Origin of the sequence: Paraconexibacter antarcticus (genome assembly GCF_024220175.1) — a bacterium.
Classification (GTDB): Bacteria; Actinomycetota; Thermoleophilia; order Solirubrobacterales; family Solirubrobacteraceae; genus Paraconexibacter; species Paraconexibacter antarcticus.
The window spans coordinates 467,741-482,048 of record NZ_CP098502.1 but is presented as its reverse complement, the minus strand read 5'-3'; the positions used below and the strand labels follow the sequence as shown (position 1 = coordinate 482,048).

Here is a 14,308-nt window from a genome sequence, read left to right as displayed (position 1 = left end):
ACAGCAGCGTCGGCCCGGGCGATGCGGTCGACCGCGCGGTCAGCCGTCCTCACGGGCCCGCCGCCGGGCCCGCGGGTCCGGGCGCCCGACCTGGGCCTCACCTTCGGCGTCCTCGATCGCGTCGTGCCTCTCGTCGTCGTCGCCATCGCCGTCGTCGTCCTTGGCCGGCGGCAGCGACGGCCGGTCAGGCGGCGAACCGCCGCCGAGGCGGGCGAGCGCGCCGAGGACGGTGAGCAGCGGCCCCCGGGTGGCGCCCCGGCGCAACAACGCGGCCAGGGCCCGTTGGGTGGATTCCGGGAGCAGCCGGTCCGGACCGACGAGGGACATACCGGTCCCGCCGATCTGATGCCGGAGGGCCCAGTACCGGGCGTCCGGGATGTGCTGCTCGGTGACTCGGGCCAGGTCGCGGGCCGGCAGCGCGAGCGTGTCGTGGTAGGCCTCGAGGACCGCCGACGCGGTGCGGTCCCACGTGAGGGTCGCCGCCGCGGCGCGCAGACCGTCGACGTGCGCGTCCCGGACGGCGCCCGCGTCGAGCAGCGGCCGGACCCGGGCGGCGCTCTGCGCGGGGTCCCATGGGACGAGGGTCGACAGGGCGGGGGGCAGCACCTCGGCGAGGGCGGAGACCGCGGCGAACAGGCACGGCACGTTCGCCCCCGCGGCCTCGAACGGCACGAGCCCGAAGCCTTCGTAGGTCGTCGGATACACGACCGCCGCGGCCCGTCCGAGCAGCCAGCGCTTCTCGCTCTCGTCCACCGCGGCGACGTCGACCGTGACCTCGCGGAGGTCGGGGCGGGACGCGAGGTACTCCGCCTCCAGACCGGCCGAACTCCCGCGGACGACGTGCGGTCCGCAGAACACGAGCCGCCCGTCCCACCCGTGGTCCTCCCGCAGGGTGCGCAGCAGCCGCAGCGCGAAGAGACGGTTCTTGTGCTTGAAGTTCGTCCCGAGGCAGAGGAGGAACGGCCGGTCGGTCACGCGGTCGGCGAACGCCGGGATCCGGGCATCGACCTGCAGGCCCTCGAGCTGATGATCTACGCCGAGGTGCGCGACGCGGACCCGGCCGGCCGGAACGAGGTTCTCCGCCAGGGCGTCGGCCGCCGCGTGCTCGGTGAAGAAGATCGTCGTGGCCGCGGTGGCCAGGGTCTCGGCCGTGAGGTCGCGGAACTGGCGCCACTGCCGGGGATGGTCGAAGTACTCCGGGTTGCGGTAGGAGATGAGGTCCTGGTGGGTGACGACGAGACGCTCACCGAGGAGCTCGAGGAGGCTGAGGTCGCGCAACGAGCTGACCTGGAACGGGCGATGGACCAGGGGATCGCGGCGCGTCGTCGGGACGATGTCGCGCTCGCGGATCGTCTCCACCCCGGCCATCGCCTCGATGACGGGCTGGGCGTAGGTGCCGAGACCGTCGGGCAGGAGCAGGCGGACCTGGGCCTGGCCCGTGCGCCACAGGGCATGGACGAGCTCAAGGGCATGGACCTGCGTTCCCGTGAGGTAGGGCCCGAGACAGCGCACGTCGACGGTGACGCGCGGCCCGAGAATCGCCTCGCCGGCGATGGCCAGCGCCCGCGCCAGGGGGCTCGCCGCCTCGGACTCCGCCTCCTCGACGGCGATCCGGTAGGCGGGGTACCGCTGCCGGATGAGCTTCTCGTGCGCGAGCTGCAGGGCGTCGCGCGTCGCCGAGCCCGCCGCCTGAAAGGTCCCCCCGCCCTGGTGCAGGACGAGCACGTCGTCGGCCAGCACGTGCTGCATCCCGCTCGCGATGCAGCGCTGCGAGAAGTCGACCTCCTCGCCGTAGCCGGGGGCGAAGGCCTCGTCGAAGCCGCCGACGAGGTCGATGGCCGCGCGCCGCACGAGGACGCAGTGGCCGATCGCCGTCGGCAGGCGCGGGTAGAGACGGCGTGCGTTCTCGCGGACCGCGCGGGCGGCGACGTCGAGCGTCGTGTGCTGCGGCAGCGCCTCCGCCGGCGTGTTGCGCACCGGCACCGACACGATCGAGCCGTGGTTCGTGAGGGACGACGCGGTGGCGATCGACCCGTCGGACGCGACGGCCGCGCGCAGACCCTCGACCCAGCCGTCGGCGACGACGCAGTCGCTGTTCAGCAGGAGCACGTCGCCGCGCCCGCACAGGGCGAAGGCCCGGTTGCAGTTGCCGACGAACCCCGCGTTGATCTCGGCCCGAGACCAGTAGACGGCGTGCCGGAGGTGCCCCCCCGCCTCGAGCTCGGCGACCCACCACCGGCTGGCCTCGTCGGGCGAGGCGTCGTCTGCCACGAGGATGGGCACGTCGACAGGCGTGTGCTCGAGGACGCTGCTCAGACACTGCGCGAACAGCTCGTGCTGGCCGTAGAGCGGGATGACGACGACGGTCGTGCCATCGGTCACCTCGAGCGGCCGGTCCCCCTGAAGCGTTGAGAGCGCCATGGCGCGGAACAGTAGAGGTGCGAGCTGCGCGGCCCCGCCCCCGCCCGGCCTCCTCCGTATGCTGCGGGCGGGAACGGTCTGCCGTCCCCCTCCCACGCATGCCCGCCCGAGACGCCCGAGCATCCCGCGCCAGCATCATCGGACTGACGGTGATTTTGGGCCTCGCGGCCATATACCTGCTGCATGCGGGGCGCGGCACGAGCCCGTTCTTCGACGAGTGGGACTGGATCACGCGCCGCCGCGGCGTCAGCGCCGAGACCTTGCTCGGGCCCCACAACGGGCACCTCTCGCTCGTCCCCGTGGTGATGTACAAGGTGCTGCTCCAGACGGCGGGGATCGATCATTACTGGGTCTTCCGCACCGTGCTCGTCGTGCTGCACCTCGGTTGCGCCATCGTTGTGTTCCGCCTGGCGCGCGCGCGGGTCGGGGACGTCGGAGCGATGTTCGCGGCGGGCTTCGTCGCGGTGCTCGGCGCGGCCGGCGACGACCTGCTGTGGGCCTTCCAGATCGGCTTCGTCGTGGCGGTGCTCCTCGGGCTCGGCGCCCTCCTCGCGCTCGACCGCGACACGCGGAGGGGCGACATCGCCGCCGCCGTGCTGCTTGCCTCGTCGCTGGCGTCCGCCTCGGTCGGCGCGGCCTTCGCGGTGGCGGTCCTCGTGGAGATCGTGCTGCACCCCCGGCGGCGCGAGCGCTGGTGGGTGATCGTCGCGCCGCTCGTCCTCTACGCCCTCTGGTACCTCGGGTACGGGGAGTCGGAGGTGCGGCGCGAGAACCTCGGCGTCGCCCCGGTGTACGCCGCCGAATCGGGATCGGCGGCCGCCGGAGGCGTCCTCGGCCTGACGCTGGCGTACGGGCGAATCCTCCTGGTGGGGCTGGCCGCCGCGACCGGGCTGCGCGTCTGGCGCGCCGACCGGCTCGGGCCGCGACTCGTCGCCCTTGCCCTTGCCCCCCTGGCCCTCTGGGTCCTGACGGCGCTGACCCGCGCCCAGTACCACGAGCCCGCCGCGCCGCGCTACATCTACACGGGCGCGATCCTGCTCGTGCTCCTCACCTGCGAGCTGCTCGAGGGGCAGGTCGTGCCGCCGCGGATCCAGGCCGTCACGCTCCTGGGCATCCTCCTCGCGTTCGCGGCGGTGTCGAACGCCCACATCATCGACACGACGTCCGGCGGGCTACGGCAGCAGGCGGCCGATGTCCGCGCCCGCCTCGGCGCCCTCGACCTCGTCAGCGCCGACGTCGATCCCGGCCTGCAGTTCTCGCCCCAGAACGCCCCGCAGCTCGTTGCCGGCCTGGCGCTCTCGGCCGAGCGGGCGTTCGGGCACATCGGTCTCAGCGCCGCCGCACTCGCCCACGTCCCCCAGGCCCAGGGCCAGGCCGCCGATGACGTCCTGCGCGCAGCGGGCGCGCTCAGGGTCGCGCCGGGGGCCCCGCCGACGGTCGCCGCCCCGCCGCCCGCGGCGATGATCACCGGAGGGCGGCTGCGCCGCAGCGGCGGCTGCGTCCTCTCACGGGCGACGAGCAGCGACGCGCGGGTCGATGTCATCGTGCCCGACGGGGAGGCCGTCGTCGTCAGCACGACCGAGGCGGCGGGCGTGCTGGCGCGCCGCTTCGCCGCGACGTTCACGACGCAGCCAGTGGCCCAGACCGCCCCCGGCGGGGCCCTCCGCGTGGAGACGCGGGCCGACGCCTCGCCGGTGCCGTGGCACGTCGTCGTCGCCTCGGCCGGTAACGTGAAGGTCTGCCGCGCGGGCGCCTAGCCCCCGTGGCGCCCCTTGATGACCCACCCCTCCGGCTCCTCGCACAAGCGCGTCCTGATCACCGGCGGTGCCGGGTTCATCGGCTCGAACCTCTGCATCGCCCTGGCGACGCGCCACCCCGAGTGGGACGTCGTCGCCTGCGACAACCTCTTCCGCCGAGGCTCCGAGCTCAACCTGCCGCGCCTCCGGACGGCAGGCGTCAGCTTCGTGCACGGCGATGTCCGGCAGGCCGACGACCTCACCCGCATCGGTCCGATCGACGCCCTCGTCGAGTGCAGCGCCGAGCCCTCGGTCATGGCCTCCGTCGACGGCGCCACCGACTACGTCGTCCAGACGAACCTCATGGGCGCCTACCGCTGCCTGGAGCTCGCGGCTCGGCACGGCGCGCAGCTCATCTTCCTCTCGACGAGCCGGGTGTACCCCGTCGCCGCGCTCGAGGCCATGCCGGTGGTCGAGACCGACGACCGCTACGAGCTCGTCGACTCCGACGGCGTGAGTGAAGCTTTCCCGCTGACGGGCGCCCGCACGCTCTACGGCGCTACGAAGCTCGCCGCCGAGCTGCTCGTCGCCGAATTCGCCGACACCCACGGCATCCCGACCGTCGTGAACCGCTGCGGCGTGGTCGCCGGCCCGTGGCAGATGGGCAAGGTCGACCAGGGCGTGTTCACCCACTGGATGCTCAGCCATCACCGCGGCGACCCGCTGCGGTACATCGGATACGGCGGCACCGGCAAGCAGGTGCGCGATCTGCTGCACGTGGACGACCTCGTCGAGCTCGTCGAGCTGCAGCTCGCGGATCCGGCGCACTGGGCCGGGACGACGTTCAACGTCGGCGGGGGCCGCGCGGGGAGTCTGTCGCTCCGGGAGACGACGGCGCTGTGCGCCCGGATCGCGGGCCGTGAGGTCCCCGTGACGTCGGCGGGCGAGACGCGGCCCGGCGACGTACGCGTGTATCTCTCCGACTGCTCCGCCCTCTACGCCCACACCAGCTGGCGACCGACGCGCGGTCCCGAGCAGGTGCTGGCCGACATCTCCACGTGGATCACGGCCAACGAGGCGCTCGTGCTGAGCGCCCTCGGCTGACCTCGACCGAAGGGACCCCACACCGTGCCAATCGCCATCGTCACCGGATCTGGAGGCCTTATCGGCTCCGAGTCGGTCCGCCACTTCGCCGCCGAGGGCTTCGACGTCATCGGGCTCGACAACGACATGCGGGCGCGGTTCTTCGGCCCGGAGGCGACGACGGCTCCGACGACCGAGCGCCTGCGCGCCGAGGTGGCCGGGTTTCGCGCGCTCGACCTGGACATCCGTGACGCTGACGGCGTCATGCGGGTGTTCGCGGAGCACGCGAAGGACGTCGAGCTCGTCATCCACACCGCGGCACAGCCGTCGCACGACTGGGCCGCGAGCGACCCGCACACGGACTTCACCGTCAACGCCAACGGCACGCTCAACCTCCTACAGGCCGCGCGGACCCACACGCCCGACGCGACGTTCGTCTTCACCTCCACGAACAAGGTCTACGGCGACCGGCCGAACGCGCTGCCCCTCGTGGAGACCGAGACCCGACTCGAGCTGCCGGAGGACCATCGGTGGTTCGGTGGGGTCGACCTCGCGATGTCGATCGACACCTGCACGCACTCGCTGTTCGGCGTCTCGAAGGTCGCGGCCGACCTCCTCGTCCAGGAATACGGGCGGTACTTCGACATGCCGACCGTGTGCTTCCGGGGCGGTTGCCTCACCGGGCCCCAGCATGCCGGCGCCCAGCTGCATGGGTTCCTGGCCTACCTCATGCGCTGCACGGTGACCGGCGAGCCGTACACCGTCTTCGGGTACGGGGGCAAACAGGTGCGGGACAACATCCACTGCCACGACGTCGTCACCGCCTTCCACGCCTTCCACGAGAACCCTCGCGCCGCCGCGGTCTACAACCTCGGAGGGGGCCGTGCCTCGAACGTCTCGATGCTCGAGGCGATCGGCAAGTGCGAGCGGATTGCCGGGCGGGAGCTGGACTACACCCTGTCGCCGGACGCGCGCATCGGCGATCACCGTTGGTGGGTGAGCGACCTCTCGGCCTTCGAGCGCGACTTCCCCGGCTGGTCCCTCACGTACGGGATCGACGAGGTGCTGCAGGAGAGCTACGACCACAACGTCGAAGCGTGGACGGCGGCGGCCGCCGGCTGACCGCTCAGGCGGCCTGCGGGCGGGGCGCCCCCGGCGGGCGCCGCGTGAAGTGCAGCGCCGCGGCGAAGAGGAGCACATACTGGGCGAACTGGGCCACGCCGGCGGCCGCGATCAGCTGCTGCTGGGTGCGGTCGTTGCCGGCCAAGAGCTCGCCGAGCTTGCCGGGCAGCGTCCCGTAGGGCTGCCACACGAGCATCGTCAGCGCGTAGGCGGCGAGAAGGAAGCCCCAGGTGCTCAGCCGCTCACGCTCGCCCAGGAACCGGACGAACAGGACGACGAGGAGCGGGGCGAGCAGAACCTGGTAGTGACTCCAGGCGATCGGGCTCACCATCGGGGAGAGCGCGACGGCGACCGCGAACCACTCCCAGGCCCGCCCGGCAGCATGTCGCAGGAGGTCGGCGAAGAGCAGGGCGAGCAGGCCGACGCCGGCGAGGCTCACGCCGCGGATGTAGTTCCAGTTGTCTCCTCCTGAGAGGCGGCAGAGCGTCGAACTCGGCGAGAAGTTCTCGTACTGGCAGGCCCAGATGTTCGCCGGCAGCGCCTTGTGCGAGAAGTTCCGCAGCGCCGGCAACGGGTCGAGGGCCCCGGCATCCCCGGCCCAGATCGCGAGGACACCCTGGCTCACGAGCATGACTCCGACCGTGATGAGCAGGACGAGCAGCCCGGCCCGGCGCGTGTCGCGCTTCACGAGCAGGGCCAGCGGCAGCAGGACGACCAGGGGCTTGACGGCGAGGGAGAGGCTGATGGCCACGGCGCCGAGCACGTCCCGCTCGCGCCCGACGAGCGCGAAGCCGGCGACGGCGAGGCCGAGGGCCAGCAGGTTGAGCTGGTTCCACCAGACCGACGACACCATCGGGCCGAATCCGGCCATCGCGACCAGGCTCAGGCGCCAGGCCCAAGGTGGGAGCGCGCCGAGCAGCCCGCGCCAGACGCCGGCGAGCAGGGCGACGACGACGCCGAGGTTCGCGACGGTGACGAGGTTCGCGGCCGTCCCGACCGTCACGGTCTTCGACACCCCCGCCATGACAACGGCCAGGAAAGGCGTCGAGATCCACGTACCCAGGCGCTCCGGGTGCCCCGTCGCGAGGGCGACCTGACCGCCCTGGTAGGCCAAGCCGACGTCCAGCGTGAGCGGGTCGCCGAACGCCTGGATGGCCCACCACACGAGCAGCCCTGCCGCGACGAGCACGGCGACGCCGTCGCCGCGACCCGGCGACCGGTGTGCGGGGGATGTCGGGGACGCGATGCCGTCGCGCGTGGCCGCGGCCGTGGGCACGCTGGTGCTCATCGACGACATCCTGACGTGCTCACCCGACCGTCGCCGGGACGCCGACGGTCCCGCCTTCGAGGCAGATGGGGTTGCCCGGGTCGATGAGCAGGTCCACGGTGCCGGCTCCCGGCGACTCGAGCGGGACGTACAGCGGCCGCGGTCCGCCGTCGAGACGCTGCGCCACCGACCGGCGCGCCGGGTCGATGGCCCCGATCTCGATCCCGGCCTGCTGCGGAAAGCGGAGCCTGACCGGTCGCGGCGCGCGCGTCCTCAGGCGCAGATAGGGCCGGCCCGGCGGCAGCGGCGCAGTCAGCGGGATGCTGATGAGGTGGGGCGCGTCGTCGGACCGCAGGCACGCCGCGCCGCCGCGATCGGGCGGGAGCGGCTGGCCATCGATCGTCGCCTTCGCGGGGAGCAGCCGCGCCTGGACCAGCGGGGCGTCCGGGCGCACCCGTCCGGCCGGGTCGACAACGAGCGTGCGGTCGGCCTGCCCTGCGTAGCGCAGCCGGGTTCCGAACAGCCGCAGGAGGACCGACTCGCGCTGGTACGGCTGGAAGGCCGACGACAGGACGGTCTCGGGCATGTCGACGTCGAGGTAGACCGTCCCCTGCCGAGTGTCCAGGTGCTCCCGGGTCGCGTCGAACGTGCGGCCGAAGCGGGCGCTGTCGCCTCCGTGCCAGAATCGGGCGACGCGGACCGCCGACACCCCGAACATCGTGAGGAACGCCGTCGCGGCAAGGACGACGAGCGGCCGCGGGACGGGCCTTGAGCGGGCCGGCACGGCCTCGGCGCGCGGGCCGCGGGCCACTGGCAGGAAGGCCAGGCCGATGCCGACGATCGCGAACGGCAGGATGTCGATGAGATACTTCAGCTCGCGGCCGACGCCCGCGCCGAGCAGCCCCCCGCGGGTCCACGCGATGACGGCGACGTTGATCACGAAGGCGGTCGCCAGAAACGCCCAGCCCCGCCAGGCGCTGCGCCGGCGCGAGACGGAGAGGACGACGAGCCCGAGGACGACGAGCTGGTCGACGACCGTGAGCAGGCGGGTGGGGTCCGGGTACCCGAGCGACCCGTGCTGGACGAGCGTGAAGGGCCCGCCGAGGAAGGCCGGGACGAAGCCCTGGTGCCAGCCCTGCGCCACGGCGCTGATGACCGTGTGCGCGGTCGGGTGCACGGTCGCCACGTAGAAGTCACCCGTGAGATAGGCGATGGCGTAGACCGCCAGGACGACGCCGAAGGCCGCCCACAGGCGCCACGCGCCCCACAGGTCGGCGAGCAGCCCGCGAAACGACGCGGCGGTGGAGAACGCGAGCAGGGTCAGGAGCGGCAGGAGAACGACGAGCTGCGCGGGCTTCTCGTAGAAACAGAGGGCGAGGGCCAGCCCGAGGGCGGCGACCGCGATGTCTCGGCGGCGGCGCCAGGTGAGGTACCGGACGTGCGCGTCGATGACGATGATCGTCAGCAACGTGGCCGGCATCACCTGGAGGGCGGAGACCCACCATAGGTACCCCGACAGCCACAGCCCCGAGAAGCCGAACATGCCGAGGAGCACGAGCGTCCCCGGCCGGCGCCCGAAGATCAGGATCAGCAGGCGGAGCATGGCGAGGAGGCACGCGACGTGTACCGCCGCGACCACGAAGACGATGACGTGGTGGTCGAGGCCGACGGTCCGGTCCTGCAGCCAGAACGCGGCACGGAAGCCCGGGAAGAAGTGCCCGAACGCCCCCTCCCGGAGGTAGCTCAGGCTCATCGCGGCGTCGTGACCCTGCCGAAGGAAGAGGAAGTCGTCCTGGTAGAAGAAGCCGCCCCAGTTGACCGCGGCCATCGCTACCGCGGAGGCCGCGACAATGACGGCCGCGGCGAGCGCGAAACCGCGGTCCGAGAGGGACCCCGGCATCACGCGGTCGCCGCGTCCGCGTCCGTTCACGGGCGGAACAGGCGCGACCGTACGAGACCGCGACGGTGCAGGAAGTACCGCACCATCGTCAGCAGTGTCTTGCTGCCGTAGACGAGGCTCTGGCTGAGGCTGGCCGAGGACGCCTCCGGGAAATAGCGGGTCTCGACGGCGACCTCGGTGACGCGCTGGTCTAGAGCGACGGCCTGCGCGATGACCTCTGAGTCGAACACGAAGTCCGTCGAGTTGCGAAGGAACGGAACCGTCTCGAGGAACGCGCGGCTGTACGCGCGGTACCCGGTGTGCAGCTCGGTGAACTTCTGACCGAGCACGAGGTTCTCGGTCTCCGTCAGGAAGCGGTTGGAGATGAACTTGTACATCGGCATGCCTCCCTTGAGGGCCCCGCCCGGCGACTTGAAGCGCGAGCCGAGGACCATGTCGGCCTCGTCCCGGAGGATCGGCCGCACGAGCGACGGGATCAGGGACGGGTCGTACTGCCCGTCGGGGTGAAGCATGATCACGACGTCGGCCCCGTGGCGCAGAGCCTCCATGTAACAGGTCTTCTGGTTGCCGCCGTAGCCAACGTTGTGCGGATGGGAGATGACCCGCAGGTTCAGCTGCTCGGCGACCTCGACCGTCGAGTCCGACGAGTTGTCGTCGACGAGGATGATCTCGTCGACCCAGCCGGGCGGGATCGCGTCGAGCGTCAGACGAAGGGTGTTCGCGGCGTTGTAGGCCGGCATGACGACGACGACCGTGCGGTCGGCGAGGAGCCCGGCATCGGCATCGTCCAGCGCGGCGGGGGCGGCGGAGTCGGAGGTCACGAGATGGGGTCCTTGGTCGAAGTGGTCTGAGGGCTGGGACCGCGCCTGGCCAGACGCAGGCGGCCGGCGACGCGCGCGAGTCCGCCGTAGCGGAAGAGCATGAAGAGGAGCCCGACGACGGTGACGGGCACGAAGAGGACGAAGCGGACGAGGATCGTGAACCCGATCGACGCGCCCCCGGAGATCCCCAGCGCCTTCAGTCCGAACAGGACGGCGGCGTCGTACGTCCCGACGTAGCCGGGCGCGGCGGGGATCAGTGCGAAGAAGGAGCCGATGACGACGAGGAACGCCGCTTCGGGAAGGCTGATCGCGAGTTCGAGCGACCGTCCGACGAGGAAGAAGATGACGCCCTCGGACAACCAGATGGCGCTGCTGACGAGCAGCAGGAGCAGACCCGTGGCCCCGAGCATGGCTCTCACCGAGAGGACGAACGGGCGGATGCGGTCGGCGAACGCAGTCCAGCGGCCCGCTCGGCGGCCACGGAGGTAGACGACCAGACCGACGCCGGCCAGGAGCGCCGCGACCATGGAGGCGATCGCCGGGGCGAGGCCGACCGGGGCTCCCGCGACCCCACCGAAGGTGACGACGACGAACAGCACGGCGAGTGCGGCGACGTCGAGCAGGCGCTCGGCGACGATCGACCCGAGGATCTCCCGCTTGCGCGCGGACGAGCGTTGCCCGAGGAGGACCGTCCGCAGGACCTCGCCTCCACGCGCGGGCAAGACGGTGTTCCCCATGTATCCGACGGTCGTGAGGGCATAGGCGTCGATCGCGTCGTGCTGCACCCCCGCACTGCGCAGGACGACGTGCCAGCGCCATCCGCGCGCGAGCGTCGCGCCGATGTGGACGAGGACCGCGACACCGAGGAGGGCGAGGTGACGCGGCGAGGACGGGAACGTCGGCGTCTCCTGCTTCGTCGCCCACCAGATGACGGCGCCGAGCGCGACGACCGACACGGCCAGCCCTGCCATGGTGCGGACGTGGTGCCGGGCGCCGGATGTCCGCTCCGGAAGGACGACCGCATCGGCGTCGGCCTCCGGCGGCCGCTGCAGCATCTCGGCACCCGTCACCGGCGCGCCTCTGCCACCTGGGCATCGAGGGTCGCGCTGCTGTCGCCGACCCGCAGGCGGCCCGGCGACGGAGCCGACCGTTGATAGTCGCCGCGGGCGAGGTGCTGCTCGAGCAACGCGTAGAGCACGATGAAGAGGTATCGGCTCCCCATCTCCTGCAGGGCCAGCTTCGACTCGCCCGCCCGCCGATTGCGCCACGAGATCGGGACGACGCGATAGGAGTGGCCTCGCACGACGGCCTTGAGCGGAAGCTCGACGGTCAGGTTGAAATGGTTCGAGAGCAGCGGCTGGACCGTCTCGATGACCTCGCGGCGGTAGGCCTTGAACGCGTTGGTCGTGTCGTTGTACCCGTGCCGGAACAGGGCTCGGATGCCGGTGTTCACGACGCGGTTGGCGAACAGCTTGAAGCGCGGATAGTCGTGCACCGACGCGCCGGTGACGAACCTCGACCCGAATGCACAGTCGTAGCCGTCCTCGAGGACCGCGAGGTAGCCCAGGAGGTCGGCCGGGTCGTCGGATCCGTCGGCCATCATGATTGCGACGGCGTCGCCGGTGAACTGCTCCAGCCCCGCACGGACCGCGAATCCGAAGCCACCGGGGTGGTGTGAGCGGACGCAGCGCACGCGCTTGTCGCCGTCGGCGGCCGCCGCAACGGCCCCGGCGGTGCCATCGGCGCTCGCGTCGTCCACGACGATCAATTCGAAGTCCACGCCCGCGCCGTCGAGCGTGCGGACCGTCGAGGAGACGGTCGCGCCGATCGAGTCGACCTCGTTGTGGGCTGGAATGACGACGGAGAGTTTCACGCGATGCGAACCGGACGTCACGGGCCCGGGCTCGGTATTGGCTACCGGGGGATGACGTCTTCGTTACAGTTGACCACCGGCGGCACGTCCTGCTGCGGCCGTCGCGAACGTTACTACGAGGGCAACGCTCCATCCCGTTCGCGGCGTCGGTCCCTGGCCTCGCGCGAGTTGCCGCCTGCCCCCACGCGAGGACGACGATGGCCAGCTCGATGACCGCGACGCCGCCGCCCTCGCCGCCCGCCGCGCGGCGGACCGCCCTGGTCGTAGGCTTGGGCGTGGGCCTGCTGCTCGCCGCGCTCTCGTGGCAGACCATCGGGGAAGCCCCCCAGGCGGGGCTCGATCCTTCTTGGCAGGCCGGTCTGCACATGGCGGCCCACGACGGCATCGCCTGGGGCCGCGGGCTCGCCTTCACCTACGGCCCGCTCGGGTGGCTGCGGTCCCCGGCGTTCTGGTTCGGGCAGTCCGGCTCGCTGGCACTTCTCTATCTCGCCGTCATACGCGTCGGGTCGTCTGCGGTGCTGTGGACGCTGGCGGCGCGCCGTTTCGGCCGCGCGGGCGCCTTCCTGGCGCTCCTTCCGGTGCTGTGGGGCCTGCCGGAGCCGACCCTGGTGGTGACGTTCGCCGTCGTCGTCCGCCTCTTGGTCGACGAGCCGCCCTCGGCGCCCCAGCTCGCCGCCGCCCTGGGTGCGCTTGGCGGGCTGGAGGTCCTCGAGAAGATCAGTGTCGGGGTGTCGATCCTCCTCGTCGCCGGCGCCGCCCTGCCGTTCGTAGGCCCGCCTCGGCGAGCAGTGGCCCTATGGGCGCGGTGGGCGGTGTGGGCCGTCGCGACCCTGATCGCCGGTTGGCTGCTCACCGGCCAGGCCCTCTCCGATCTCGGCGCCTATGCCACAAATGCCGGCGACGTCGTCGGGGGGTATTCGCAGGCGATGGCGGTCGACGACCCCGCCCTCGCGTGGAACGGGCAGGTGGCGGCTCTGATCTGGCTCGGCGTCGGCATCGGCATCTACCTCGACGCTGCCGTGGCCGGGCGCCGAGCCACCGCCGGAGTCCTCGTTGCCTGGACGGTGCTCGCGTTCATGTGCTTCAAGGCCGGCATCGTCCGACACGACCGCGGGCACTCGGTCCTGATCTTCGGGATGCTCGGTCCGGCCATCCTCGTGCTGCCATGGCGACGACGGTGGGCACCCGCCATGGCGCTGGCCCTCGCTGCGGCGTCCTTCGCAGGCTGCCTCCAGTCGGGCGGGAACGCGGTCGGTGACGCCGTCTCCCCCGTCGCGCACGTCCGTGACGCCGCGCGTCAACTCGCTCCGCTGGTGAGTGCTGAGCGGCGTGGCGTCCTCGAGCGGGCCGGACGCCGGGCTGTCATCGCGAGGGATGCGTTGTCGCCGTCGGTTCTCGCCGACCTCCGCGGTCGCACGGTCGCCGTGTTGCCGACCGAGATCGCCGCGGCGTGGGCCTATGACCTGCGGTGGCGACCTCTTCCCCTCCTGCAGGGCTACCAGGCATACACGTCACGGCTCGATCGCCTCGACGCCGGCGCGCTGCGACGTGGAGACGCGCCTGAGCGGATCCTGGCAGGGCCGACGGGGACCGTCGACGGACGCTTGTGGTCCCTCGATACCCCGCTGTTGGCCCGCGAGGTCCTTTGTCGCTACGTCCTGGGCGTCCGCCAGGGGCGTCGATGGCTTGCCCTCGATCGGGTGTCCCCACGCTGCAGCAGCCCGCGGCCGCTCGGCTCGGCTCACACGATCTGGGGACGGTCTGTCGACGTACCGGCGCCTCGCCGACACGAGGTCGTCTACGCGCGTGTCACCGGCGCACAGGTCCGCGGCGCTGAGACGATCCGGTCGCTTTTCTACAAGGCGTACGAGCGGGCGATCGACCTCGGGACGCGAGGGGTGCACCGGGTCGTGCCCGGGACGCTTGCTGACGGCATTCCGTTGCGGGCGGCTCGGGGCACCGACCTGCCCCGCCCGTTTTCGGTGGCGCCGCAGGCGACGGGCTTGCGGCTCCTTCGTGCCGGCGGCGAGACGGGCGGGCGCCTGGACATCGCGTTCTTCGCGGTGCGCATCCGCCCCTGACCGA

At 72.0% G+C, this 14,308-nt stretch carries 10 protein-coding genes; 4 read left to right on the top strand and 6 right to left on the bottom strand.

The window, feature by feature from the left end:
- Positions 1-39 precede the first annotated feature (39 nt).
- Positions 40-2,421, bottom strand: coding sequence for a glycosyltransferase (locus tag NBH00_RS02375; RefSeq protein ID WP_254571754.1), 2,382 nt, complete (start codon positions 2,419-2,421; stop codon positions 40-42).
- 98 nt (positions 2,422-2,519) lie between these two features.
- Between NBH00_RS02375 and NBH00_RS02370 the strand changes: the two genes are divergently transcribed.
- From NBH00_RS02370 to NBH00_RS02360, 3 genes are read left to right on the top strand one after another with little or no spacing between them, the layout of a single operon-like run.
- Positions 2,520-4,178, top strand: a complete 1,659-nt coding sequence (locus tag NBH00_RS02370; RefSeq protein WP_254571753.1) for a hypothetical protein — start codon at positions 2,520-2,522, stop codon at positions 4,176-4,178.
- A gap of 18 nt (positions 4,179-4,196) precedes the next feature.
- Positions 4,197-5,261, top strand: coding sequence for an NAD-dependent epimerase/dehydratase family protein (locus NBH00_RS02365; protein WP_254571752.1), 1,065 nt, complete (start codon positions 4,197-4,199; stop codon positions 5,259-5,261).
- A gap of 24 nt (positions 5,262-5,285) precedes the next feature.
- Positions 5,286-6,362 (top strand): NAD-dependent epimerase/dehydratase family protein, encoded by a 1,077-nt coding sequence (locus tag NBH00_RS02360; protein ID WP_254571751.1) that lies wholly within the window; start codon positions 5,286-5,288, stop codon positions 6,360-6,362.
- Positions 6,363-6,366: 4 nt separating this feature from the next.
- Here the strand turns inward: NBH00_RS02360 and NBH00_RS02355 are convergent, their stop codons facing one another.
- The 5 genes from NBH00_RS02355 to NBH00_RS02335 are packed head-to-tail and all read right to left on the bottom strand — an operon-like array spanning position 6,367 to position 12,223.
- On the bottom strand, positions 6,367-7,650 hold the full coding sequence (locus tag NBH00_RS02355; protein WP_254571750.1) for a glycosyltransferase family 87 protein: 1,284 nt from the start codon (positions 7,648-7,650) through the stop codon (positions 6,367-6,369).
- Positions 7,651-7,669: 19 nt separating this feature from the next.
- Positions 7,670-9,529 (bottom strand): hypothetical protein, encoded by a 1,860-nt coding sequence (locus tag NBH00_RS02350; RefSeq protein ID WP_254571749.1) that lies wholly within the window; start codon positions 9,527-9,529, stop codon positions 7,670-7,672.
- Between the two features lie 26 nt (positions 9,530-9,555).
- Entirely contained in the window at positions 9,556-10,350 is a 795-nt protein-coding gene (locus NBH00_RS02345; RefSeq protein ID WP_254571748.1) for a glycosyltransferase family 2 protein, read from the bottom strand.
- A complete protein-coding gene (locus NBH00_RS02340; protein ID WP_254571747.1) occupies positions 10,347-11,420 on the bottom strand; it encodes a lysylphosphatidylglycerol synthase transmembrane domain-containing protein in 1,074 nt (357 codons plus the stop codon). Before NBH00_RS02340 ends, NBH00_RS02345 begins: the two co-directional genes overlap by 4 nt.
- Positions 11,417-12,223, bottom strand: coding sequence for a glycosyltransferase family 2 protein (locus NBH00_RS02335; RefSeq protein WP_254571746.1), 807 nt, complete (start codon positions 12,221-12,223; stop codon positions 11,417-11,419). Before NBH00_RS02335 ends, NBH00_RS02340 begins: the two co-directional genes overlap by 4 nt.
- Positions 12,224-12,432: 209 nt before the next feature.
- Between NBH00_RS02335 and NBH00_RS02330 the strand changes: the two genes are divergently transcribed.
- Complete coding sequence (locus NBH00_RS02330; protein WP_254571745.1) at positions 12,433-14,304, top strand: hypothetical protein; 1,872 nt, start codon at positions 12,433-12,435, stop codon at positions 14,302-14,304.
- Positions 14,305-14,308 lie beyond the last annotated feature (4 nt).

What these genes read in the sequence shown, in the direction of transcription:
- NBH00_RS02365 (WP_254571752.1), top strand. Translation starts at nt 4,197, where the DNA reads ATGACCCACCCCTCCGGCTCCTCGCACAAGCGCGTCCTGATCACCGGC.
- NBH00_RS02355 (WP_254571750.1), bottom strand. Translation starts at nt 7,650, where the DNA reads ATGAGCACCAGCGTGCCCACGGCCGCGGCCACGCGCGACGGCATCGCG.
- NBH00_RS02375 (WP_254571754.1), bottom strand. Translation starts at nt 2,421, where the DNA reads ATGGCGCTCTCAACGCTTCAGGGGGACCGGCCGCTCGAGGTGACCGAT.
- NBH00_RS02330 (WP_254571745.1), top strand. Translation starts at nt 12,433, where the DNA reads ATGACCGCGACGCCGCCGCCCTCGCCGCCCGCCGCGCGGCGGACCGCC.
- NBH00_RS02350 (WP_254571749.1), bottom strand. Translation starts at nt 9,529, where the DNA reads ATGCCGGGGTCCCTCTCGGACCGCGGTTTCGCGCTCGCCGCGGCCGTC.
- NBH00_RS02370 (WP_254571753.1), top strand. Translation starts at nt 2,520, where the DNA reads ATGCCCGCCCGAGACGCCCGAGCATCCCGCGCCAGCATCATCGGACTG.